We start from the raw sequence: 22,594 nt of genomic DNA on the forward strand, positions 1-22,594 counted from the left end.
TTTCCCCTTGCGGGTTTAGTAACTGAAAACGTTGGTTAGGCGAGGTCCTCAACGGACGCGGATTCGTTGCGGGACAAGTTGATTCCCAGGTTCGCCGCGGCCCGTTCGAGGTCCTCGTCCTCGCCTTCGCGCAACTCGATCGCCGCGCCGTCCGAGGACAGCACCTCGACATTGAGGCACAGCGACTGCAGTTCCTTGAGCAACACCTTGAAGGACTCGGGGATACCCGGCTCCGGGATGTTCTCGCCCTTGACGATCGCCTCGTACACCTTGACCCGGCCGACGGTGTCGTCGGACTTGATGGTCAACAGCTCCTGCAGCGTGTACGCCGCGCCGTAGGCCTGCATCGCCCAGCACTCCATCTCCCCGAAGCGCTGGCCACCGAACTGCGCCTTACCGCCCAGCGGCTGCTGGGTGATCATCGAGTACGGGCCGGTGGAGCGGGCGTGGATCTTGTCGTCCACCAGGTGGTGCAGCTTCATGATGTACATGTAGCCGACGGTCACCGGGTACGGGAACGGCTCGCCGCTGCGGCCGTCGAACAGCACCGACTTGCCGTCGCCGTCCACCATGACCTCGCCGTCGCGGTTGGGCAGCGTGCAGGACAGCATGCCCGCCAGCTCCTCCTCCTTGGCGCCGTCGAACACCGGCGTCGACACGATCTGGTCCGGCTGCGCGTGCCGCAGCTCCTCGGGCAGGTTCACCGCCCAATCGGGTGAGCCCTCGATGTTCCAGCCGGACTTGGCGACCCACCCGAGGTGGGTCTCCAGGATCTGGCCGATGTTCATCCGTCGCGGCACCCCGTGGGTGTTCAGGATGATGTCCACCGGAGTGCCGTCCGGCAGGAACGGCATGTCCTCCTGGGGCAGGATCTTGCCGATCACACCCTTGTTGCCGTGCCGTCCGGCCAGCTTGTCGCCGTCGGAGATCTTCCGCTTCTGGGCCACGTAGACGCGCACCAGCTCGTTGACACCGGCCGGCAGCTCGTCGTCGTCCTCGCGGGAGAACACCCGGATGCCGATGACCTTGCCGGACTCACCGTGCGGCACCTTCAGCGAGGTGTCGCGGACCTCGCGGGCCTTCTCGCCGAAGATCGCCCGCAGCAACCGCTCCTCCGGGGTCAGCTCGGTCTCACCCTTCGGGGTCACCTTGCCGACCAGGATGTCGCCGTCGCGGACCTCGGCGCCGATGCGCACGATGCCGCGCTCGTCGAGGTCGGCCAGCACCTCGTCGGAGACGTTCGGGATGTCCCGGGTGATCTCCTCGGCGCCCAGCTTGGTGTCGCGGGCGTCGATCTCGTGCTCCTCGATGTGGATCGAGGTGAGCACGTCCTCCTCAACCAGACGGTTGGACAGGATGATCGCGTCCTCGTAGTTGTGGCCCTCCCACGGCATGATCGCCACGAGCAGGTTCTTGCCCAGCGCCATCTCGCCGTTCTCGGTGCACGGACCGTCGGCGATCACCTGGCCGGCCTCGACGCGGTCGCCCGCGTCGACGATCGGCGACTGGTTGGCGCAGGTGCCGTGGTTGGACCGCTCGAACTTGCGCATCCGGTAGGTGTGCCGGGTGCCGTCGTCGGCCATCACGGTGATGTAGTCGGCGGAGACCTCCTCGATCACCCCGGCCTTCTCCGCGACGACGACGTCGCCGGCGTCGATCGCCGCGCGCAGCTCCATGCCGGTGCCCACCAGCGGCGCCTCGCTGCGCACCAGTGGAACCGCCTGGCGCTGCATGTTGGCGCCCATCAGGGCACGGTTGGCGTCATCGTGCTCGAGGAACGGGATCATCGCGGTGGCCACCGACACCATCTGGCGCGGCGAGACGTCCATGTAGTCCACCTCGGACGAGGGCACGTACTCGACCTCGCCCGCCTTCCGGCGGACCAGCACGCGCGACTCCTCGAACCGGCCCTTGGCGTCGATCGGCGAGTTGGCCTGCGCCACGACGTGGCGGTCCTCCTCGTCGGCGGTCAGGTAGTGGATCTCGTCGGTGACCACACCGTCGACCACCTTGCGGTACGGGGTCTCGATGAACCCGAAGGGGTTCACCCGCGCGTACACCGACAGCGAGCCGATCAGACCGATGTTGGGACCCTCCGGGGTCTCGATCGGGCACATCCGGCCGTAGTGCGAGGGGTGGACGTCACGGACCTCCAGGCCGGCGCGCTCACGGGACAGACCGCCGGGGCCCAGCGCCGAGAGGCGGCGCTTGTGGGTCAGACCGGACAGCGGGTTGTTCTGGTCCATGAACTGGCTCAGCTGGCTGGTGCCGAAGAACTCCTTGATCGCGGCGACGACCGGCCGGATGTTGATCAGGGTCTGCGGCGTGATGGCCTCGACGTCCTGCGTGGTCATCCGCTCGCGGACGACGCGCTCCATCCGCGACATGCCGACCCGGATCTGATTCTGGATCAGCTCACCGACGGTGCGCAGGCGGCGGTTGCCGAAGTGGTCGATGTCGTCAGTCTCCACCGGCACCTCGATGCCGCCGGGGACAGTCATGACAGCGGGCTGGCCATCCGTCCGGGCGTGGTGCAGGCGCACCAGGTACTCGATGGTGGCGACGACGTCTTCCTCGGTCAGCGTCGAGCTGGTGATCGGCTCGCCCGCGTGCAGGCCGAGCTTCTTGTTGACCTTGTAGCGGCCGACACGCGCCAGGTCGTAGCGCTTCTCCTTGAAGAACAGGTTCTCCAGCAGGGTCTGCGCGGACTCCTTGGTCGGCGGCTCGCCCGGACGCAGCTTGCGGTAGATGTCCAGCAGCGCCTCGTCGGTGCCGGCGGTGTTGTCCTTCTCCAGCGTCGACATCATGATCTCGGAGAAGCCGAAGCGCTCGGTGATCTGCTCGTTGGTCCAGCCCAGCGCCTTGAGCAGCACGGTGACCGGCTGGCGGCGCTTGCGGTCGATGCGCACGCCGACGGTGTCGCGCTTGTCGACGTCGAACTCCAGCCACGCGCCCCGGCTGGGGATCACCTTGACGCTGTGCAGCAGCTTCTCGGTCGACTTGTCGATGGTCTCGTCGAAGTACACACCGGGCGAGCGGACCAGCTGGCTGACCACGACGCGCTCGGTGCCGTTGATGATGAAGGTGCCCTTCTCGGTCATCATCGGGAAGTCACCCATGAACACCGTCTGGCTCTTGATCTCGCCGGTGTTGTTGTTGATGAACTCGGCCGTGACGAACAGCGGGGCCGCGTACGTCATGTCCTTGTCTTTGCACTCGTCGACCGGCGCCTTGACCTCGTCGAAGCGCGGGTCGGAGAACGACAGCGACATCGAGCCGGAGAAGTCCTCGATCGGCGAGAGCTCCAAGAGCACCTCTTCGAGGCCGCCCACCGGGGTGACCCCCGGCTTGCCGTCGCCGCGCGCGGCGGCCGCCTCGCGCCACCGCGGCGCGCCGATCAACCACTCGAAGGAGTCGATCTGCACGTCAAGCAGGCCCGGAACCTCGAGGGGCTCGCGGAGCTTGGCGAAGGAAACTCGGTTGGGCGCTCCGGGCACGGAGCCGTTCGACGAACTTCCGTTAGAGGAATTTTGTGGGCGATCCGTCTTGCTCTGGCGGAAATCAGCCAAGATGCATCCTTCCAGCACCTCGTGCGACTCACGAAGGCCGGGACCACCGGCCAGCTCGCCGCGAATTGTGTCGGTTCGGCCGGCGAACGAACTGTCCGGATCTCACGCGCAACTAAAGAACTAAGCCACGTAGGGGGGCTCAGGCTTAGACCACGGTGTCAGGTGGCGGGTGAGGTGGGCAGGAGGTAGCCAGCGCAACGTCCAACAATAGCGCAGGACGGCGCATTCCTCAACTTCCCAGCCCTGGGGGTCCAGGGACATCGACGCTGGCTGGCGATCTCGACTTCCCTCGGACTGTTCAGGTACATGCTGCCCAACAGACTGGCTCGTTTAGGGCCCGTCGTCAAGAGGGCGGGCCGGGAGTGTTACGCGGAGTTATCACGGAATCCGCCGGCCCGGGCGCGCCTCATTCGCCGATCTCGTGTGCGCGGTACCGGTGGGTGCCTTCGAGGTCGTCGAGGATGGCGGTCTGAGCGGTCTTGGGCAGGGTGTGCAGGATCTCGCGCACCCGCGCCTGGCGGCGGGCGACGGCCTTGCGTTCCGGCATGCCGGGCGATGCGACGATCTGCGGCGGCACGCCCTCGATCTCCTCGACACCGCCCGCATGCTGTCCGGCGTCCAGCGCCGCCTGCTCCTCGGCCATGGTCGCCTCGTCCTTTTCCTCCGACATGCCGATCGGCCCGATGCGGCGGCCGTTGAGGAACTGCCGCACGACCGGCTCGTCGCTGGTCAGCAACACCTCGCGGGGGCCGAACATGACCAGCTTGCGGCGGAACAGCATGCCCATGTTGTCCGGCACCGTGCGGGCGATGTTGATGTTGTGCGTGACGATCAGCACCGTGGCGTCGATCTGGGCGTTGATGTCGAGGATCAGCTGGCTCAGGTAGGCGGTGCGGACCGGGTCCAGACCGGAGTCGGGCTCGTCGCACAGGATGATCTGCGGGTCCATCACCAGGGCGCGGGCCAGGCTGGCGCGCTTGCGCATACCGCCGGAGATCTCACCGGGGAACTTCTTCTCGTCGCCGCCGAGGCCGACCAGGGTCAGCTTCTCCATGACGATGTCACGGATCTCGCCTTCCTTCTTCTTGGTGTGCTCGCGCAGCGGGAAGGCAGCGTTGTCGAAGAGGTTCATCGACCCGAACAGCGCGCCGTCCTGGAACATCACGCCGAACAGCGTGCGGATCTCGTAGAGCTCCTTGGCCGAGCACTGCAGGATGTCGGTGCCGTCGATGACGACCGAGCCGCGCTCGGGGCGCAACAAACCGATCAGTGACTTCAGGAAAACCGATTTGCCGGTACCCGACGGCCCCAGCAGGACGCTGACCTCCCCGGCGGGGATTTCCAGCGTCACGTCTTCCCAGATTCTCGAGGAACCGAAGGACTTCGTGAGCCCATTCACCTCGATTGCGACGCCCATGGGAAATCCTTCCGTCGACACTCATGCCTGCCACCTGCCCTTTTGTGTGGCATGAGTCACTGTAGCGCACGCCTGCCACACGGCATCAGGGTTGCGGCACACAGCGGGGAAAAATTGGCCGTCCGCAGACTCAGCCGGAAGCCCCGATGGCGCAACTTATTTGACGCACGTGTTAGCCAGCGGGCGCCCAGTTGCCGTGGAATCCCATCGGCACCCGCTGCGGCAGATGCACGGTGGCGACGTGCTCGAGCGTCTGCGCGTCCAGCAAGACCAGTTGGCCCTCGTCGCGGTCGCGGTGATAGCCGAACCCCATGAGGATGCCGTCATCCTCGGCGCCCGGTGCGGGATTGGGCACAAACGACATCTCGCCGAGCAAAAGGCCCGCATCGAGATCGGCAGCGGTGGCGGATCCGGTCGCGTAGTCGTGCTTGTACACGGCGGTCGACATCTCGGATCGCCCGCCGGACAGGTAACCGCCCTCGGTGCCGATGGTGTAGCCATACCGGTGCGGCCCGCCCAGCAAGGCCTCGTTGATGCGCGGGAATTCTTGGGGGCGATCGTCACGGCGTTCGCTGGTCACCGTCCCGGTGGCCAGGTTGACGGTCCAGCGGTCCAGCGTCGGCCGGCTGTCGCCGGGACCGCGCAGGTCACGGTCGAACATCCGCGCGTAGCGCACCACGTCGAGCACCAAAACCTCTGTGCCGTCGCGCATCTCGGAGTAGGCGTTGAGCGGGTGGTAGACGTAGCAGGGCTCGATGTCGAACCAGCGCACGTCCCGATTTCCGCCCTCTCGGGGCATCACCCCGATGCGCGCCGGGTAGTTGTCGTCCCACCGGTACGGCATCCGGCTGGTCGGCCGCTGGTTGCGATTGATCGCCGTCGCCATCGGGCTGGGCAGCCGCACGCGCCCGATGAGCGACTGCATCACCAGGCGGGCCGGCAGGCTCAGCCAACGGGGCACGTTCGCCGGCATCACCTGGACGGGGTCGAACGTGACGGGCAGGTCGTAGATCACCACGTACTTGTCGGTCAGCGAGAAGTCGTGCATCATCGGCGACCCGCCCACCTCGATGTCGACGGTGCGCCGCGCCCGGCCCTGGGTGTCGATGACCGAGTACTGCACGGTGCGCCCGCGGGTGAACGAGTAGGACACCGCGTGCAATTCGCCGGTCCGCGGGTCGGCGTGCGGATGGGCGGTGTATCCCCCGAACAGGGTTCCGTCGAAGTCGCAGGGCCCCTCGGTGTCCAGCTCGTCGGTGAGGCGGTAGTTCGCCCCGCCCCCCTCGACGAGCGCGAGCGTGTGGCCGGCGTGGCTGAGGACGTTGGTGTTGGGGCCGACGGAGAGCATGCCGGCCCGCGGGTTCAGCCCGCTGGGCGCCGGCTCGCCGAGTGCGGCGCAGACGTGGGCGGTGCGCACCCATCGGTTGCGATACCAGCGGGCCTGCCCGCCTTGCAGCGCCACCTCGTGCACCATGCCGTCACCGCTGAACCAGTGGTAGACGGCGGGGTCCACCTCGGCGACGGGGTTGGGCCCGTTGCGCAGGTAGCGCCCGTCGAGGTGTTCGGGAATGCGTCCGGTGACCTTGAGGTCAGTGGCGGTGACCTCCGCGCTCACCGGCGCCAGGAAGTCCTCGAGGTAGGGGTTGCCGGGCTTGGCGGTTGTCGTGGTCGCCATGGCTGAGCTCCTATAACATCGTTATTTCAGCGTTATTGGCACCGTACGCCCCCGATGAGAAGATGGCAACGATGACTTCAGACGTTCAGCGCAGCGTTCGCGAGGAGATGCTGCGCGCCGCGGTCGGCCTGCTCGACGAGCACGGCCCCGACGCCCTGCAGACGCGCAAGGTGGCCGGCGCCGCGGGGACCTCGACGATGGCGGTCTACACCCACTTCGGCGGGATGCGGGGGCTCATCGCCGAGGTGGCCGAGGAGGGCCTGCGCCAGTTCGACGCCGCGCTGACCGTGCCGCACACCGCCGACCCGGTCGCCGACCTGTTCATGATCGGGGCCGCCTACCGCCGCTACGCGATCAAGCGCCCGCACGTGTATCGGCTGATGTTCGGCAGCACCAGCGCGCACGGCATCAACGCGCCCGCCCACAACGTCCTGACGCTGACGGTCGCCGCGATCGAGCGCGACTACCCGAGCTTCGCGCACGTGGTGCGCGGGGTGCACCGGTGCATGCTGGCCGGCCGCATCAAACCCGCGGGCGCCGTGAAAGACGGTGTCGACGACGCGTCCGTGGTGGCGACCGCGGCGCAGTTCTGGGCGTTGATCCACGGCTTCGTCATGCTGGAACTGGCCGGCTACTACGGCGACGACAGCTCGGCCGTCGTCCCGGTGCTGGGGTCGATGACGTCGAACCTGCTTGTGGCCCTTGGTGATTCACCGGAGCAGGTGGCGCAGTCGCTGCAGACCGCGATGGGCGCGCGCTGAGCGCACGAAGCCCCCGGGACCTCGATCCCGGGGGCCTGCGCGCAGTGACTTACTTGACGGTGACGGTGGCGCCGGCGGCCTCGAGCTTGGTCTTGGCCTCGTCGGCGGCCTCCTTGGCGACCTTCTCCAGCAGCGGCTTGGGCGCGCCGTCGACCAGGTCCTTGGCCTCCTTGAGGCCCAGGCCGGAGACGATCTCGCGGACCACCTTGATGACGCCGATCTTCTTGTCGCCGGCGGACTCGAGGATCACGTCGAATTCCGACTGCTCCTCGGCGGCCTCGGCGGGCGCGCCACCGGCGGCCGGGCCGGCCGCGGCGACGGCGACCGGGGCGGCCGCGGTGACCTCGAAGGTCTCCTCGAACTTCTTGACGAAGTCGGAGAGCTCCAGGAGCGTCATCTCCTTGAACGCGTCGAGCAGGTCGTCGGTAGACATCTTTGCCATGGGTGTGGGTCCTTCCTTGTTTTTCCCAGGTTCCGGGGTGGTTGTTATTCGGCTTCGGCCGGGGTTTCCGCAGGCTCGGCGGGTGCTTCCGAAACGGGTTCCGGGGCGGCTTCCGCGGCGGGCTCGGCAGCGGCCTCGGAAGCTGCTGGCCCCGCCGGTCCCTCTGCGGCCTTCTTCTCTTGCAACGCGGCCGCGAGCCGGGCGACCTGCGACGCCGGGGCGTTGAACAGCCCGGCCGCCTTGGCGAGGTTGCCCTTCATCGCGCCGGCCAGCTTGGCCAGCAGCACCTCGCGCGACTCGAGGTCGGCGATGCGCTCGACTTCGGCGACCGTCAGCGCGCGGCCGTCCATGTAGCCACCCTTGATGACCAGCGCCTTGTGCTCCTTGGCGAAGGTCTTGATGGCCTTGGCGGCGTCGACCGGCTCCCCGGTGATGAACGCGATGGCCGTCGGGCCGGCGAAGAGCTCGTCGAGGCCGTCGACCCCGGCTTCCGACGCAGCACGCTTGACCAGCGTGTTCTTGGCCACCGAGTACGTGGCCGACGCGCCCAGCGAGCGCCGCAGCTCGGCCAGGTTGGCGACCGTCAGGCCGCGGTACTCGGTGACCAGGGCAGCGGTCGATTCCTTGAACTGCTCGGCGATGTCCGCAACGGCGGTGGCCTTGTCAGCCCTGGCCATGCCTACCTCCTGAAGTGAAGTCATGCGACGTGTCGTCTCGATTCCCCCGAAAACGACGAACGCCCCGGCGCAGGAAACGGCCGGGGCGTACAAACACGCCGGCGCGAGCCGGCGTCATGCCTCGTCCTCCTGCGTGGGCCGCCGGGATACTCCCGGACCTTCGACCGATTGCTCGGTGACCGACGGTCTTCGGTGGAACGGCTAACACAATAGCGTGGCCTGCGCGGTCAGCCAAAACGGCGACCCCGGACGCCGGCTCAGATGACCGCGCGGGTGACGCCGAGGGTCAGCAGGACGAACACCGCCAGCAGCAGGGCCACCCGCAGCCGGTGCAGCCGATCCCACCGGGCCGCGAGGTCACGCGAGAGCTCACCGGCGGCCGGCCACTTGGCGATGCGGTTGTTGATCGGCACCAGCAGCGTGACCGTCAGCAGCACGACCAACACCATCAGGGCGCCGGCGGCACCGTACAGCCAGTCGCGCGCCGCGCCCCGCTCCTTGATGGCCAGCGCCACCAACAGCAACAGGCTCAGCGCGTACCAGAACGGCATCGTCGTGCCCAGCGATCGGGCGGCGCCGACGCGGGCCGCACGGAAGGCGTCGTCGGGCAGCCGCACGATGAGCGGGTGGAAGAACACCGCGACCGCCAGCTCCACGCCCACCAGCAGGCCGGTGATCACGACCGCGAGCGCGTCGATGCTGTGGTTCATGCCAGTCAGCGTAGAAAGCCGGGCGCGGCGTGCGCCGCGTCAGCCCAGGGCCGCGAGGCGGGCCGCGCCGATCAGGCCGGCCGCACCGCCGAGCTCGCCGGGCACCACCCGCAGCCCGGACAGGAAGTCCAGCCCCGCGTAGTCGGCCAGCTTCGCCCGCAGGGGGTCGAAGAGCAGCGGCCCGGATTTGGACACCCCTCCCCCGATCACGACGAGGTCCAGATCGCAGACCGCGCCGACCGAGGCGATCATCGCGGCGAGCGCGTTGGCCGATCGGTGAAAGGCCCGCCGGGCCACCGGGTCTCCGGCCGCCGCCGCGACGGCCAGGTCCCTGGCGCCCGCGCCGGGCGGCGCCGCCCACCCGTTGTAGCGCGCCCAGCGCACCATCCACGGCCCGGACGCCACCGTCTCCACGCAGCCGCGGCCGCCGCACGTGCACGGCGGCCCGTCCAGTTCGACGACGATGTGCCCGACGTGGCCGGCGTTGCCGGTGCGCCCGGCGTAGGGGACGCCGTCGAGCACCAGACCGCCGCCCACCCCGGTGGAGACCACCATGCCCAGCAGGAACCGGGCGTCCGGCCCCGCGCTGCGGCCCGCCCCGATCCAGTGCTCGCCCAACGCCATACACAGGCCGTCGCCGCCCAGCACCACCGGCACCCCGGGCACCGCGGCGGCGACCCTGTCGCGCAGCGGGAAACGGTCCCAGCCCGCGATGTTGATCGGGCTGACCGATCCGGTGTGCAGGTCGATCGGCCCGGCCGAGGCGATGCCGACGGCGGTGATCGGGGCGTCGGCCGCGCGCACCGCGTCGGCGATCATCGCCTCGACGACGGCCCACACGTCGCCGGCGGCGGTCGTGACCGGGGTGGGGCGGATCGCGCTGTGCACCAGCGCGCCGGCCGAATCGACCAGAGCGGCGGCGATTTTGGTGCCGCCGATGTCCAGGCAGAGGGTTGGCATGGTCTCAGTGCCGGTGGGTGTTGTCGGGTTGGCGGGGGTCGCCGGGATGCTCGTAGCCGGGCGCGAGCCGCACCAGCTCGGCGCGGCGGGCGTGCAGCCACAGCCGGAAGGCGCGCCGCCGGGCGGCGCCGCGCAGCTGCTCGGCGATCGCCGATCGCACCTCGGCCAGCGGTGGAGCGGCCAACGCCGTTGTGCGCCAGCCGTTTTCACCCGGTCGTGCCGCGGCGAAGCGCAGCGGGTTGCGGGCGTGATAGGCGGCCACCTCGTCGTCGGTGACGTGCACGTCGGCGGTGACGTCGGCGAACAGCGCCCGGGCGCGCGGGTCGGCCAGTACGGCCGCGGCGATGCTGCCGATCTCCAGCCGTGCGGTCACGTCGGGCAGCAGCTCCGTCTCGGTCGGGGCTTCGCGCGGGTCCAGCCCGCGCGCGTCCGCCTCGGCGGCGACCACCCGCCGGGTCACGATGAGCTGGGTCAGCCAGCGTCGCAGTTGGCGGCCCTCGCTGGTGCCCGCGGCCGGCAGTGCGCCCGCTCCCCGCCCCGCGCGCAGCCGCGTTTCGGCCGCGTCGACCTCCGCGCACGACACGGGGATGCCGGCGACGGTCGCGACAGGGTGGCCGCTCATGTCACCGTCACCCGGACCGCGGGCGAGTAGACCAGCCGCCCGGCGCAGCCGATGCGCACCAGCGCCCACCATTGCCCGGGTCCCAGCCAGGCCGGCGGGGTCACCCGGAAGCCGAGGCCGACGGTGCCGCCGGCGGGCAGGACCGCGCCGAGGGCGGCGGGTCCCATCCATTCCCACGTGCCCCAGGGGCTGATCAGATGCGCCTCGAGCGCCAAATCGGCCCGGGCGTGGGTGCCGACGGTGACGGTCACCTCACCCGCTTCGCCGGGTCGCAGCGTGACCTCGCGCGGCCCGTCGGCGAGGTAGACCAGCCCGCCCGGGTCGACCGCCGCGCCGCCCACCGCGACCACGCACACGTCCTCGACCGCTTGCCGCCAGGGGGCGGGGATGTGTTCGCCGGTGAGGCGCAGCCGTGCCCGGACGGGGTAGAGGCCCGGTTCTGCCGTCGGCGGGATCGACACCACCACGTCGGCCTCCAGGTGGCCGCCGCTGCACAGGGTGAAGGGCAGCTCGGCGGGCGTGGCCGACCAGCCGTCCGGGCACGCGAGGACGACCCCGCCGCGCAGCGTGGCGTCGCTGCAGTCGCTGGCCGCGGTCAGACGCACCGTCACGTCGCGGCCGGGCTGCGCACTGATCTGCGACGGGTGCAGGTGGGCGACCGCGGGCAGGCCCCCGAGCGGCGCGGGCCCGCGGTTGTGCAGCCAATAGCGGGCGTAGAGCGGCTGGGCGGCCTCGGCGTTCGGCGCCAGGGCGGCGGCGTCCGCGAGCGTCGCGGGCAGGTCGAACCGGGCCAGCACGGTCGCCACCTGGTAGCCGTGCAGGTCGACCGAATCCAGCCGCCCCTCGGGAGCCTCCAGGAGGTCGGCGGCCCGCAGGTCGCTGATCGCCGCGACGTCCGAGCTAAGCGTCACCCGCGCGCCCGCCCCGGTCGTCTCCACCAACCGCAGGGCGACCGAGTGCGGGTCGACCGGCGCGGCGCGGCCCGCGGTCAGCGGATCGCCGGCCGCCTTGAGGGCCGCCAGGTGGACCGAGTCGGCGAGCTCGACGCGCAGCAGCGCACCGACCGGCGGCAGCGCACCGGGCCGCCGGCCCCCGGCGACGGCGAGCAGCGGCTGCGCGAACTGCGCGCTGCGGGTGGGGATGTCCGCGCGCCGCCAGTCGCCGTCGCCGCTGACCAACGCGTAGTCGAAATCGTGGGTCCAGTGCTGCAGCTGGAAGTTGGAGCCGTCCGGCGCGGTGCGGCGGGGGTCATCGATCCAGATGCCCGACGGCCAGCCGGTGCACGAGCGCATCAGCGCGGTGTGCAGGGTGCCCTCGGTGTCGACGGCGAAGCTGGGCACCCCGCGGTTGAGCAGGGCGACGGTGCGGTCCTCGAACGCCTCCGTTCCCGACGCGGGCCGCTGCGCGACGATCTCGGCGTCACCGAGATCGTCGGCCAGCGCGGCGATCTCCGCGCGCAGGTCCTCGTCGGCGCGGCCGTCGACGACCAGCACCGGCAGCGCCCGCAGTCCACGCAGGTCGGCGCCGGGCACCCACACCGCGGCCAGCGGCGTCTCGGCCGGCACCCAGACCCGGGCCCGGCCGGTCGCCGCCAGCTGGCGGTCGAGTTCCCGGGCGTACACCGCATCGGCGTGGGCCAGCACCGCCTCGGTGAAGGCGTTGCGGTCCGGCCCGCCCAGCGCGATCCGCACGTCGGGCAGGTTGGAATCCACCTCCAGGTGGCCGTAGCGGGGCTTGTCCGCGGCGCTGCAGGTGGCCGTGACTCCGGCGCGGACCAGCGCCACCATCAGCGCGCGCGCCAGCGGCCCGGACACCGCCTCCGCCGGAGACACCACCTCGGCGACCGAGATCGCCCGCACCCCGGCCCCCGACACCCGGACCCGGGCGGCCGAGGACAGGCCGAACCAGCCGTACGCCGGGTTGTCCAGGGCCCACAGGTGCCGGGCGGTGTCCACCGCGCGCGGCCCGTCGTGCAGCAGCGCGAAACCGCGGCCGACGACGGCGTCGCCGACTTCGCTGACCGGCATGGCGCCCGGCACCGGGCACGGCCAGCGCAGCCGCACCAGCTGATCGGCGCCGGTGAAGTCGTCGATGGTGGTGCGGCAGTCCACCCGCGCGACGCCCCGCCACAGCGTCAGGGTCTGGGTGTAGCGCAGCAGCGTGCCGATCCGACCGCGGACCACCACCCGCTCACCGAGGGGTCCGCGAAAGGCCCGCACCCGCGCCGGCGATTCCGACGAGCACACCACCGGCCCCTTGGGCAGCAGGTGCCACGGTCCCTCGCCCTGCGTGGGGTGCGACGGGTATTCCTCGTAGACGGCGAGCTCGTTGCCCACCCGGCCCTCGGCGATCAGCTCGCGGCCCCCCTGGGCAGACAAGTCGATCAGCGAGGCGACGGCCCCGCCGCGGGCCTTGTCGACCTCGAGCCGGTAGTGCTCGTTGGCGATCACCGATCCCGGCACCGCCGCCCAGCCGGCCGCTTGGTCGGCGGGTGCCAGCCGGTAGGCCCGCCAGCCCAGCGACCCGACATCGCGGGCCAGCCAGGTGACCGAGCTCCCGTCGTGCTCGACCAGCGCGGGCAGTTCGGCGCCGTCGGCGTCCAGCACCCGCACGCCCGCGGGCAGCGGCGGATCGATGCGCGCGGTGACGAGATCGGTGCGTGGGTGCGCCAGGGGGTTCCACACGACGACGTCGCCCTCGATCGCCCCGGACAGCAGCGCCAGCGAGGCGTCCCGGGCCGTGCGGCCCAGCTCCCACGCGTCGCGCCAGCCGGTCAACAGGTCGAGGTAGACCTGGTCGGATTCCGACCCGGTGATCGCGTCGTGGTGCGCGCCGTAGGCCAGCTGCACCCACGCCTTGGCCAGGGCCGCATGCGGGTAGTCGGCGCCGGTCGCCAGGGCCGCGAACACCGCGAACCGCTCGGCCGCCAGCACGGCGTTCTCGGCGGCCCGGTTGGCTTGTTTGGTGTCGATGTAGGACACGTCCTTGCCGGTGTAGATCGGGTTCATGTCCCGGGTCTGCGGCGACGGCTCACACCCGCGCTGCGCCAGCTCGGCGCGCACCGCCGCGAAGAACTCGCGCGGCAGCGCGCACACGAATCGCGGCCAGGTGTAGCGGGCGGCCCAGTCGCGATGGATCGCGGTGACCCATGTGTTGGGCGGCGTGTAGTCGGTGCCGACGGGCAGCAGCACGTTGCGGGTCAGCGCCACCGTTTTGAGCTGATCGAACAGCTCGTACGTGGCGTCGGAGGCCTCGCGCAGCGTGGTCGCGGAGTCCATCCACCACCCCGCCGAGTAATGCGCGGGCATGTAGTGGGTGAGCAGGCCGCGGCCCGACGGCGAGATCCACTCGAACTCGCTGCAGAACTGCATGCCGCCCAGTCCGCCGTCGCTGTGCATCGGGCCCCACTGGTGGTGCGGTCCCCGGGCCCACGAACTCGACGTCAGGCCGGCGTCGGCGGCCAGGCCCGGGAACTGCGGGTCGTGGCCGAACACGTCCAGCTGCCACGCGGTCGCCGGGTCGGCACCCAGGACGTGGCGCTGAAAACCCATGCCGTGCACCAGGTTCCGGATGGTCGTTTCCGGGCTGGTGAGATTGGTGTTCGGTTCGTTGTAGGTGCCGCCCAGCACCTCGACACGGCCCTGCGCGATGAACCGGCGCAGGTCGGCGCGGTCCTCGGGGCGGGTGTCCCAGTACGGCTTGAGGTAGTCCACCTCGGCGAGCACGAACTTGTACTCGGGCTCGCGGCGGGCCATCTCCAGGTGGGCGTGCACGAGCTCGAAGCCGTTGGTCTGCCGGGCCCGCCCCGGCGGATCCTCGGTCCATTCGCTGGTGTAGGCGCCCTGGGTGTTCCACCACACCGGGTCGTAGTGGAAGTGACTGACCATGAACATGGTCCAGCCGGGCTCGGCGACCGTGAACTCGAACGGCAGGTCCGCGCGCCCGGCGCGCACCCGCGCGGACCGTCGCTCGCCGACCACCGGACGGTCCAGGGTGACGGGGACCTCGACGAGCTCGTCGCCGATATCGGCGACCGCCTCCCCGGTCAGGCCGTCCCCGTCGATGCGGACCCGCCTCGGCTCGCCCACCCCGGCGACGGTGACGCGCGCCAGCTGCAGCGGGGCTTCCGGCGGCCCGACGAAAAGCTCCGTCGACTCCGCCGAAACCAGCTGCATCCCCGCACTTTACGGCGGCGCGGCCAACCGAGAAACCCGTCGCCTGACCGCGAACCCGTCGCATTGGTGGAAAGCTCGGTGCCATGGCAGATCTGAGCGCCCAACTGGCCGACCAACTCGACTGGCACTGGCGCAACCAGCTGCGCCCTCGCCTGGGCGGCCTGACCGACGACGAGTACTTCTGGCAGCCGGTGCCCCACTGCTGGACGGTGCACCCGGACGGGTCGATCGACTTCGCGTTCCCGGCGCCCAGCCCGGCACCGTTCACCACGATCGCGTGGCGCATGGCACACGTGATTGTCGGGGTGTTCGCGATGCGTGCCCATCACCATTTCGGTGGACCGTCCGCCGATTACCAGAGTTGGAACTACGCCACCACCGCCGCCACCGCCCTGCGGCAACTGGACGAGACGTACGCGGTGTGGATCAACGGTGTACGGTCGCTGTCCGCCGCCGACCTGACCCGCCGCTGCGGCGCGGCCGAAGGGCCGTACGCCGACTACCCGCTGAGCGCGCTGGTCTTGCACATCAATCGGGAAGCGATCCACCATGGCGCCGAAATCGCTTGCCTGCGCGACCTTTACGTTCACAACAGGATGGATTGACAATGCCCGCCCTCGCACCACCGGTGTCCGATGAACGCAGCGCCCTGCGCGAATTCCTGGCGTTCCACCAAAGCGCGTACTTCGCCGTCAGCTACGGCCTCACCGACGAACAGGCCCGCTCCACGCCGTCGGCCAGCGCGCTGTCGATCGGCGGGCTGGTCAAGCACGCCACGGGGATGCAGCACAGCTGGATGACCCGCGTCGCCGCCGCGCCCGACGCGCCGCCGAAGGACACCCGTCCGTTCGAGCAGATCAGCAAGGAGTTCGCCGACCAGCATGTGATGGGTCCCGACGAGACGCTGGACGGGCTGCTGCGGGCGTTCGAGGCGCAGAACGCGACGTCGCTGCGGCTGGTCGAGACCGCGGACCTCGACGCCGCGGTGCCCGTGCCGCGCGACATCCCCTGGTTCCCCAAGGACCAGCGGGCGTGGTCGGTGCGCTGGGTGATCCTGCACGTGATCAACGAGCTGGCGCGGCACGCCGGTCACGCCGACATCGTCCGGGAGACGATCGACGGCGCGACCATGTACGAGCTGATCGCCGGGCACGAAGGCTGGGCGATCGAGGGGTGGGTGCAGCCGTGGCGAGGCGGGCACCGGCACCAGTAGAGATTGGGACTTGCCAGCACCGGTTTGGCAGACTGCTGGAATGAGTTCTACCAAGCATCGAGAGGTGGCCAAGCTCGACCGGGTGCCGTTGCCGGTCGAAGCGGCCCGGGTAGCGGTGACCGGTTGGCAGGTCACCCGCTCCGCCGCTCGCATCGTCACCAAGCTGCCCGGCAGGGGTCCGTGGCAGCAGAAGGTGATCAGGCAGCTCCCCCAGACCTTCGCCGACCTGGGACCGACGTACGTCAAGTTCGGGCAGATCATCGCGTCGAGCCCGGGGGCGTTCGGCGAATCGCTGTCCCGGGAGTTCCGCGGCCTGCTGGACCGGGTGCCGCCCGCCGACCCCGGCGAGGTGCACAAGCTGTTCATCGAGGAGCTCGGCGCCGACCCGTCCGAGCTGTTCGCCAGCTGGGACGAGGAACCGTTCGCGTCGGCGTCGATCGCCCAGGTGCACTACGCGACCCTGCACAGCGGCGAGCAGGTCGTCGTCAAGATCCAGCGGCCGGGCATTCGCCGCCGGGTCGCCGCCGACCTGCAGATCCTCAAGCGCTTCGCCCAGGCCGTCGAGGTGGCCAAGCTCGGCCGCCGGCTGTCCGCGCAGGACGTCGTGGCCGACTTCTCCGACAACCTGGCCGAGGAGCTCAATTTCCGGCTGGAGGCGCAGTCGATGGAGGCGTGGGTCTCGCACCTGCACGCCTCCCCGCTGGGCCGCAACATCCGGGTGCCGCAGGTGTACTGGGACTTCACCAGCGACCGGGTGCTGACCATGGAGCGGGTGTCCGGCATCCGCATCGACGACGTCGCCGCCATCCGCAAGGCCGGGTTCGACGGCGTCGAGCTGGTGAAGGCGCTGCTGTTCTCGCTGTTCGAAGGTGGGCTGCGGCACGGGCTGTTCCACGGCGACCTGCACGCGGGCAACCTTTACGTCGACGATCAGGGCCGGATCGTGTTCTTCGACTTCGGGATCATGGGCCGCATCGATCCCCGCACCCGGTGGCTGCTGCGCGAATTGGTGTACGCGCTGCTGGTCAAGAAGGACCATGCCGCGGCGGGCAAGATCGTGGTGCTGATGGGGGCCGTCGGCACCATGAAGCCCGAGGCCCAGGCCGCCAAGGATCTGGAAAAGTTCGCCACCCCGCTGACCATGCAGACGCTGGGCGACATGTCCTACGCCGACATCGGCCGGCAGCTGTCGGCGCTGGCCGACGCCTACGACGTCAAGCTGCCCCGCGAGCTGGTGCTGATCGGCAAGCAGTTCCTCTACGTCGAGCGGTACATGAAGCTGCTGGCGCCGAAGTGGCAGATGATGTCGGATCCGCAACTGACGGGGTATTTCGCGAACTTCATGGTCGAAGTCAGCCGCGAGCACTCCTCGGACGTCGAGGTATAGGCGTGCAGGTCCGCACGGGATACGCCATATCAGGCGACCTGAAGCTGTACTACGAGGACATGGGCGACGTCGACGACCCGCCCGTCCTGCTGATCATGGGGCTGGGGGCCCAGCTGCTGCTGTGGCGAACCGCGTTCTGCCAAAAGCTGATCGACCAAGGGCTGCGCGTCATCCGGTACGACAATCGAGACGTCGGCCTGTCCAGCAAGACCCAGTACGGCAGCTCGGGACAGCCGCTGGCGACGCGGTTGGTCCGGTCCTGGCTCGGTCTGCCCAGCCGGGCGGTGTACAAGCTCGAGGACATGGCTGACGACGCGGCGGCCGTGCTCGATCATCTGGGCATCGAACGCGCCCACATCGTCGGGGCGTCGATGGGCGGCATGATCGCCCAGATCTTCGCCGCGCGATTCCGCGAGCGGACCCAATCCCTGGCGATCATCTTCTCCAGCAACAACGCGGCTCTGTTGCCGCCGCCGGCACCGCGCGCGCTGCTGGCCCTGTTGAAGGGGCCGCCGCCGAACTCGCCGCGCGAGGTGATCGTCGACAACGCCGTGCGGGTCGGCAAGATCATCGGCAGCCCGCGCTACCGGGTGCCCGACGAGCAGGCCCGCGCCGAGGCCGCCGAGGGGTACGACCGCAATTACTACCCGCAGGGCGTGGCGCGGCACTTCGCCGCGGTGCTGGGCAGCGGCAGCCTGCGGCGCTACAACCACGGCACCGTCGCTCCGACCGTGGTGATCCACGGCCGGGCGGACAAGCTGATGCGGCCCTTCGGTGGCCGCGCGGTGGCCCGGGCCATCGACGGCGCCCGATTGGTGTTATTCGACGGGATGGGTCATGATCTGCCACAGCAGTTGTGGGATCAGGTGATCGGCGTGCTGACTAACAATTTCGCCAGGGCGTGTTGAGCCAAAAGGCATTCCGCAGAAACATTTCCCCGCATTTTCAGTCCATGCCGCAGGGTTGTACGGTTGTCGAAGGAGGGTGGGTGTCGCAATGGTGAAGCTGGAGCCGTATTACGAAGAGTCGCAGGCTACCTACGACATTTCGGACGACTTCTTCGCGTTGTTCCTCGACCCAAACATGGTCTACACCTGCGCGTATTTCAAAGACGACGACATGACCTTGGAACAGGCGCAGCTGGCCAAGCTGGACCTGGGGCTGGACAAGCTGAACCTCGAGCCGGGCATGACGGTGCTCGACGTCGGGTGCGGCTGGGGCGGGGCCGTGGTCCGGGCGCTGGAGAAATACGACGTCAATGTCATCGGCATCACGCTCAGCCGCAACCATTACACGCGCACCAAGGCGCGGCTGGCCGCGATCCCGACGACGCGGCGCGCCGAGGCCCGGCTGCAGGGGTGGGAAGAATTCGACGAGCACGTCGACCGGATTATCAGCTTCGAGGCCTTCGACGCGTTCAAAAAGGAACGCTGGCCCGCGTTCTGGGACTGGGCATATGAAACCCTCCCCAACGACAGCCGGATGCTGATGCACAGCATCTTCACCTACCCGCAATCGCACTGGAAGGAAGTCGGCATCAAGATCACGATGTCGGACCTGCGCTTCCTGCACTTCCTCGGCAAGGAGATCTTTCCCGGCGGGCAGATGTGCGGCGAAGCCGACATCGTCGACCTTTCGCGAGCCAGCGGTTTCGGCCTCGAGCAGACGCAATACCTGCAGTCGCACTACGCCCGGACGCTGGACACCTGGGCGGCCAACCTGGAGGCCAACCGCGACCGCGCGATCGCCATCCAGTCCGAAGAGGTCTACGACCGCTTCATGCGCTACCTGACGGGCTGCGCGAACCTTTTCCGCAAAGGCATCTCGAACGTGGCCCAGTACACGCTCACCAAGTAGCGTCGGCGGAAAGTAGAGTTTGGCTGCGCGGTCGGGCCCGCGACGCGCACTCGCACCCTTCGGAAACGACGCCTCGACGTTGGGTATCGTTGCTGCTCACACCGGACCCCTCGATGCGCGCGACTAGAGGCAGCGAACGTCATCGAGGAGAACAGGACGAAAATGGCTGAGCAACCGACTGGCCCGACGAAGACGCGGACGCGCTCGGAAGACATCCAGGCGCATTACGACGTCTCCGACGATTTCTTCGGCCTGTTCCAGGACCCGTCACGGATCTACAGTTGCGCCTACTTCGAGCGCGACGACATGACCCTGGAAGAGGCCCAGTACGCGAAGATCGACCTCAACCTCGACAAGCTGGACCTCAAGCCCGGCATGACCCTGCTCGACATCGGCTGCGGGTGGGGCACCACCATGAAGCGCGCCGTCGAGCGGTTCGACGTCAACGTCATCGGCCTGACGCTGTCCAAGAACCAGCACGCCCGCGCCGAAGCGTTGCTCGGCTCCATCGACAGCAACCGCTCGCGGGAGGTGCGCCTGCAGAACTGGGAGGACTTCTCCGAGCCCGTCGACCGCATCGTGTCGATCGAGGCCTTCGAGCACTTCGGCCACGAGAACTACGACGACTTCTTCAAGCGGACCTACGACATCATGCCCGACGACGGCCGCATGACCGTCCAGAGCAGCGTCAGCTACCACCCGTACGATCTGGCCGCGCGCGGCAAGAAGCTGAGCTTCGAGACGGCGCGGTTCATCAAGTTCATCGTGACCGAGATCTTCCCCGGCGGCCGGCTGCCCTCCACCCAGATGATGGTCGACCACGGCGAGAAGGCCGGTTTTGTTGTGCCCGAACCGCTTTCGTTGCGGCCGCACTACATCAAGACCCTGCACATCTGGGGTGACACGCTCGAGTCGAACCGGGACAAGGCCATCGAGGTCACCTCCGAAGAGGTCTACAACCGCTACATCAAGTACCTGCGCGGCTGCGAGCACTACTTCACCGAGGAGATGCTCGACGTCAGCCTGGTGACCTACCTCAAGCCGGGCGCGGCCGCCTGAATTTCTGCGGCGCCTGTCGGATTGGCGCTGCGCGGTTCGTCGAGTAGGTAGAGAGTGGAGCAGACGGCTTCGCTCACTACCGGAGGTGACGACCATGCAGTACTTCGCCTTGTTGATCAGCAAGGAACAGGACCGTGCGCCCGACGATGCCGCCGCCGCGATGGCCGCCTGGGAGAACTTTCACGCCAAGGCCGGGCCGGCGATCAAGGCCGGTGACGCCCTGGCGCCCGCCGCGTCCGCCGTGGCCATTTCCGGCGGCCCGGACGCGCCGACGGTCACCGACGGTCCCTTCGCGGAATCCGCCGAAGTGGCTTGCGGCTATTACGTGTTCGAGGCCGAAAACCTCGACGAGGCGCTGGCGCTGGCGCGCGACGTCCCGGTGGCCGAGTTCGGGGCGGTGGAGCTGTGGCCGGTGGTCCACGCCGTCGAGCCGTCCCGCGCGCTCACCGGCAACGACTGGCTCGCGCTGCTGCTCGAGCCCGCCGAATCCGCGCACACACCGGGCACGCCGGAGTGGGAGGCGGTGGCGGCCAAGCACGTCGAGCTGCACGCCGCCGCCGGCGATCACGTGATCGGCGGCGCCGCGCTGCACGACCGGTCCACGGCGACGACCGTGCGGGTGCGCGACGGCGAGGTCCTCATCACCGACGGGCCGTACGTGGAGGGCGCCGAAATCGCCACCGGCATCTACCTGTTGAGCGCCGCCGATCGTGACGAGGCGGTCAAGATCGCCTCGATGATCCCCGCCTCGTCCGTGCAGCTGCGCCAGTTGGCGGGCGTCTCCGGCCTGTAGCCAGATGGCCGACCTGGACGGCGTCTTCCGCCGGGAGTGGGGCCCGGCCGTGGCCGCGCTCGCGCGGTGGTCGGGTGACCTCACCGTCGCCGAGGACGCCGTCCAGGAGGCCTGCGCCGAGGCGCTGCGCACCTGGCCGCGCGACGGGCTGCCCGCCAACCCGGGCGGGTGGCTGGTGACCGTCGGCCGTAATCGGGCCCGTGATCGCTTGCGCCGCGAATCGGTGCGCCCCGGAAAGGAATTGGCGGCCGTGTTGGACGACATCAGGGCGCGCACCGAGCACACCGACCCGCACCCGGTTCGCGACGACGAGTTGCGGATGATGTTCACCTGCGCGCACCCGGCGCTGGACCGGCAATCGCAATTGGCGCTGACGCTGCGGCTGGTCTCGGGCCTGACCGTCGGCGAAATCGCCCGCGCGCTGCTGCAGACCGAGGCGGCGATCGGCCAGCGAATCACGCGCGCCAAGAACAAGGTTCGGCACGCCAACATCCCGCTGCGCGTCCCGCCCGCCGAGCTGCTGCCCGAGCGCACCCCGCACGTGCTGGGTTGCGTCTATTCGGTGTTCACCGAGGGCTACTGGTCGACGGCGGGCCCGTCGGCCATCCGCGACGACCTGTGCGACGAGGGGATCCGGCTGAGCGGCGAGCTGTGCGCGCTGCTGCCCGCCGAGCCGGAGGCGCACGCGCTGTCCGCCCTGATGCTGCTGCACGATTCGCGACGCGCGACCCGGGTGGACGAGTCCGGGATGCTGGTGCCGCTCGAGGACCAGGACCGCCGCCGGTGGGACCGCGCGCGCATCGCCCGCGGGCTCGAGCGGTTGCGTCACGCCCGAGGCTCGACGGGCGCCTACCTGCCCCAGGCGGTGATCGCCGCGCTGCACGCCACGGCCCCGTCCTGGGAACGCACGGACTGGGTCGCCATCTGCTCGGCCTATGACCGGCTGTGGCAGCTCACCGGGTCCCCGGTGGTGGCCGCCAATCGCGCGCTGGCGATCGGCTTTCGCGACGGGCCCGACGCCGGGCTGGCCGCCCTGGACGATGTGGCTGGCGATCCGCGGCTCGCCCGCTCGAACCTGGTCGCGACCGTGCGCGCCGACCTGCTGCGCCGCGCGGGCCGGCCGGCCGATGCGCTGACGTGGTACCGAGCGGCGTTGGAGTCCAACGGGTCTGAGCCGGGACGCGCGTTCCTGCGGCGCCGCATCGCCGAGTGCGGGGGGTAATTCCCGCCGAACGTCGACTTGTGGCGCCGATTACTTGGGTGATCGCGCCACAAGT

General features: G+C 69.5%; 18 protein-coding genes. 9 read left to right on the top strand and 9 right to left on the bottom strand.

From position 1 onward, the window contains the following. Window positions 1–35: 35 nt before the first annotated feature. From W7U_RS17805 to W7U_RS17815, 3 genes are all read right to left on the bottom strand, one after another. Window positions 36–3,569, bottom strand: coding sequence for a DNA-directed RNA polymerase subunit beta (locus tag W7U_RS17805; protein WP_085976856.1), 3,534 nt, complete (start codon window positions 3,567–3,569; stop codon window positions 36–38). A 406-nt stretch (window positions 3,570–3,975) separates the two neighbouring features. Further along, window positions 3,976–4,986 (bottom strand): ATP-binding cassette domain-containing protein, encoded by a 1,011-nt coding sequence (locus tag W7U_RS17810; protein WP_008260873.1) that lies wholly within the window; start codon window positions 4,984–4,986, stop codon window positions 3,976–3,978. A gap of 172 nt (window positions 4,987–5,158) precedes the next feature. Beyond that, window positions 5,159–6,661, bottom strand: coding sequence for a carotenoid oxygenase family protein (locus tag W7U_RS17815; RefSeq protein WP_008260874.1), 1,503 nt, complete (start codon window positions 6,659–6,661; stop codon window positions 5,159–5,161). A gap of 71 nt (window positions 6,662–6,732) precedes the next feature. On the opposite strand from W7U_RS17815, the gene W7U_RS17820 reads away from it, so the two are divergent. Beyond that, window positions 6,733–7,422, top strand: coding sequence for a TetR/AcrR family transcriptional regulator (locus tag W7U_RS17820; RefSeq protein ID WP_036429524.1), 690 nt, complete (start codon window positions 6,733–6,735; stop codon window positions 7,420–7,422). Between the two features lie 49 nt (window positions 7,423–7,471). Here the strand turns inward: W7U_RS17820 and rplL are convergent, their stop codons facing one another. The 6 genes from rplL to W7U_RS17850 all read right to left on the bottom strand — a co-directional run bounded on the left by rplL (window position 7,472) and on the right by W7U_RS17850 (window position 15,008). Next, window positions 7,472–7,864 carry a 50S ribosomal protein L7/L12 gene (gene rplL, locus W7U_RS17825; RefSeq protein ID WP_008260886.1) on the bottom strand — a complete coding sequence of 131 codons (393 nt, stop codon included), beginning with the start codon at window positions 7,862–7,864 and terminating at the stop codon, window positions 7,472–7,474. A gap of 44 nt (window positions 7,865–7,908) precedes the next feature. Next, window positions 7,909–8,541, bottom strand: coding sequence for a 50S ribosomal protein L10 (gene rplJ / locus W7U_RS17830; protein WP_008260887.1), 633 nt, complete (start codon window positions 8,539–8,541; stop codon window positions 7,909–7,911). Window positions 8,542–8,798: 257 nt separating this feature from the next. Then, window positions 8,799–9,251 carry an anthrone oxygenase family protein gene (locus tag W7U_RS17835; RefSeq protein WP_008260890.1) on the bottom strand — a complete coding sequence of 151 codons (453 nt, stop codon included), beginning with the start codon at window positions 9,249–9,251 and terminating at the stop codon, window positions 8,799–8,801. Between the two features lie 39 nt (window positions 9,252–9,290). After that, window positions 9,291–10,211, bottom strand: coding sequence for an ROK family protein (locus tag W7U_RS17840; RefSeq protein WP_008260891.1), 921 nt, complete (start codon window positions 10,209–10,211; stop codon window positions 9,291–9,293). A gap of 4 nt (window positions 10,212–10,215) precedes the next feature. Further along, complete coding sequence (locus tag W7U_RS17845; RefSeq protein WP_008260892.1) at window positions 10,216–10,833, bottom strand: hypothetical protein; 618 nt, start codon at window positions 10,831–10,833, stop codon at window positions 10,216–10,218. After that, window positions 10,830–15,008, bottom strand: a complete 4,179-nt coding sequence (locus W7U_RS17850) for an NEW3 domain-containing protein (protein ID WP_008260893.1) — start codon at window positions 15,006–15,008, stop codon at window positions 10,830–10,832. Before W7U_RS17850 ends, W7U_RS17845 begins: the two co-directional genes overlap by 4 nt. 83 nt (window positions 15,009–15,091) lie before the next feature. Here W7U_RS17850 and W7U_RS17855 point away from each other — a divergent pair, with 83 nt between their 5' ends. From W7U_RS17855 to W7U_RS17890, 8 genes are all read left to right on the top strand, one after another. Then, on the top strand, window positions 15,092–15,613 hold the full coding sequence (locus tag W7U_RS17855) for a DinB family protein (RefSeq protein WP_008260895.1): 522 nt from the start codon (window positions 15,092–15,094) through the stop codon (window positions 15,611–15,613). A 23-nt stretch (window positions 15,614–15,636) separates the two neighbouring features. Next, window positions 15,637–16,221: a DinB family protein gene (locus tag W7U_RS17860; protein ID WP_014381146.1), complete on the top strand. Its 585-nt coding sequence runs from the start codon at window positions 15,637–15,639 to the stop codon at window positions 16,219–16,221. Window positions 16,222–16,261: 40 nt separating this feature from the next. Beyond that, window positions 16,262–17,608: an AarF/ABC1/UbiB kinase family protein gene (locus tag W7U_RS17865; protein ID WP_020823622.1), complete on the top strand. Its 1,347-nt coding sequence runs from the start codon at window positions 16,262–16,264 to the stop codon at window positions 17,606–17,608. A 2-nt stretch (window positions 17,609–17,610) separates the two neighbouring features. After that, the gene (locus W7U_RS17870) at window positions 17,611–18,516 is read left to right on the top strand and encodes an alpha/beta hydrolase (protein ID WP_008260899.1); all 906 of its coding nucleotides are present in this window, start codon (window positions 17,611–17,613) and stop codon (window positions 18,514–18,516) included. A gap of 88 nt (window positions 18,517–18,604) precedes the next feature. Continuing rightward, the gene (locus W7U_RS17875; RefSeq protein ID WP_008260900.1) at window positions 18,605–19,465 is read left to right on the top strand and encodes a cyclopropane mycolic acid synthase family methyltransferase; all 861 of its coding nucleotides are present in this window, start codon (window positions 18,605–18,607) and stop codon (window positions 19,463–19,465) included. Window positions 19,466–19,627: 162 nt separating this feature from the next. Then, entirely contained in the window at window positions 19,628–20,524 is an 897-nt protein-coding gene (gene mmaA4, locus W7U_RS17880) for a hydroxymycolate synthase MmaA4 (protein ID WP_008260901.1), read from the top strand. 94 nt (window positions 20,525–20,618) lie between these two features. After that, a complete protein-coding gene (locus W7U_RS17885) occupies window positions 20,619–21,317 on the top strand; it encodes a YciI family protein (protein ID WP_008260902.1) in 699 nt (232 codons plus the stop codon). Window positions 21,318–21,321: 4 nt separating this feature from the next. Next, complete coding sequence (locus W7U_RS17890) at window positions 21,322–22,539, top strand: sigma-70 family RNA polymerase sigma factor (RefSeq protein WP_008260905.1); 1,218 nt, start codon at window positions 21,322–21,324, stop codon at window positions 22,537–22,539. Window positions 22,540–22,594: the final 55 nt, after the last annotated feature.

Source organism: Mycobacterium sp. H4Y (assembly GCF_000364405.1).
GTDB lineage: Bacteria > Actinomycetota > Actinomycetes > Mycobacteriales > Mycobacteriaceae > Mycobacterium > Mycobacterium intracellulare.

What these genes read in the sequence shown, in the direction of transcription:
- W7U_RS17810 (WP_008260873.1), bottom strand. Translation starts at nt 4,986, where the DNA reads ATGGGCGTCGCAATCGAGGTGAATGGGCTCACGAAGTCCTTCGGTTCC.
- W7U_RS17815 (WP_008260874.1), bottom strand. Translation starts at nt 6,661, where the DNA reads ATGGCGACCACGACAACCGCCAAGCCCGGCAACCCCTACCTCGAGGAC.
- W7U_RS17820 (WP_036429524.1), top strand. Translation starts at nt 6,733, where the DNA reads ATGACTTCAGACGTTCAGCGCAGCGTTCGCGAGGAGATGCTGCGCGCC.
- rplL (WP_008260886.1), bottom strand. Translation starts at nt 7,864, where the DNA reads ATGGCAAAGATGTCTACCGACGACCTGCTCGACGCGTTCAAGGAGATG.
- rplJ (WP_008260887.1), bottom strand. Translation starts at nt 8,541, where the DNA reads ATGGCCAGGGCTGACAAGGCCACCGCCGTTGCGGACATCGCCGAGCAG.
- W7U_RS17835 (WP_008260890.1), bottom strand. Translation starts at nt 9,251, where the DNA reads ATGAACCACAGCATCGACGCGCTCGCGGTCGTGATCACCGGCCTGCTG.
- W7U_RS17840 (WP_008260891.1), bottom strand. Translation starts at nt 10,211, where the DNA reads ATGCCAACCCTCTGCCTGGACATCGGCGGCACCAAAATCGCCGCCGCT.
- W7U_RS17845 (WP_008260892.1), bottom strand. Translation starts at nt 10,833, where the DNA reads ATGAGCGGCCACCCTGTCGCGACCGTCGCCGGCATCCCCGTGTCGTGC.
- W7U_RS17850 (WP_008260893.1), bottom strand. Translation starts at nt 15,008, where the DNA reads ATGCAGCTGGTTTCGGCGGAGTCGACGGAGCTTTTCGTCGGGCCGCCG.
- W7U_RS17855 (WP_008260895.1), top strand. Translation starts at nt 15,092, where the DNA reads ATGGCAGATCTGAGCGCCCAACTGGCCGACCAACTCGACTGGCACTGG.
- W7U_RS17865 (WP_020823622.1), top strand. Translation starts at nt 16,262, where the DNA reads ATGAGTTCTACCAAGCATCGAGAGGTGGCCAAGCTCGACCGGGTGCCG.
- W7U_RS17875 (WP_008260900.1), top strand. Translation starts at nt 18,605, where the DNA reads ATGGTGAAGCTGGAGCCGTATTACGAAGAGTCGCAGGCTACCTACGAC.
- mmaA4 (WP_008260901.1), top strand. Translation starts at nt 19,628, where the DNA reads ATGGCTGAGCAACCGACTGGCCCGACGAAGACGCGGACGCGCTCGGAA.
- W7U_RS17885 (WP_008260902.1), top strand. Translation starts at nt 20,619, where the DNA reads ATGCAGTACTTCGCCTTGTTGATCAGCAAGGAACAGGACCGTGCGCCC.
- W7U_RS17890 (WP_008260905.1), top strand. Translation starts at nt 21,322, where the DNA reads ATGGCCGACCTGGACGGCGTCTTCCGCCGGGAGTGGGGCCCGGCCGTG.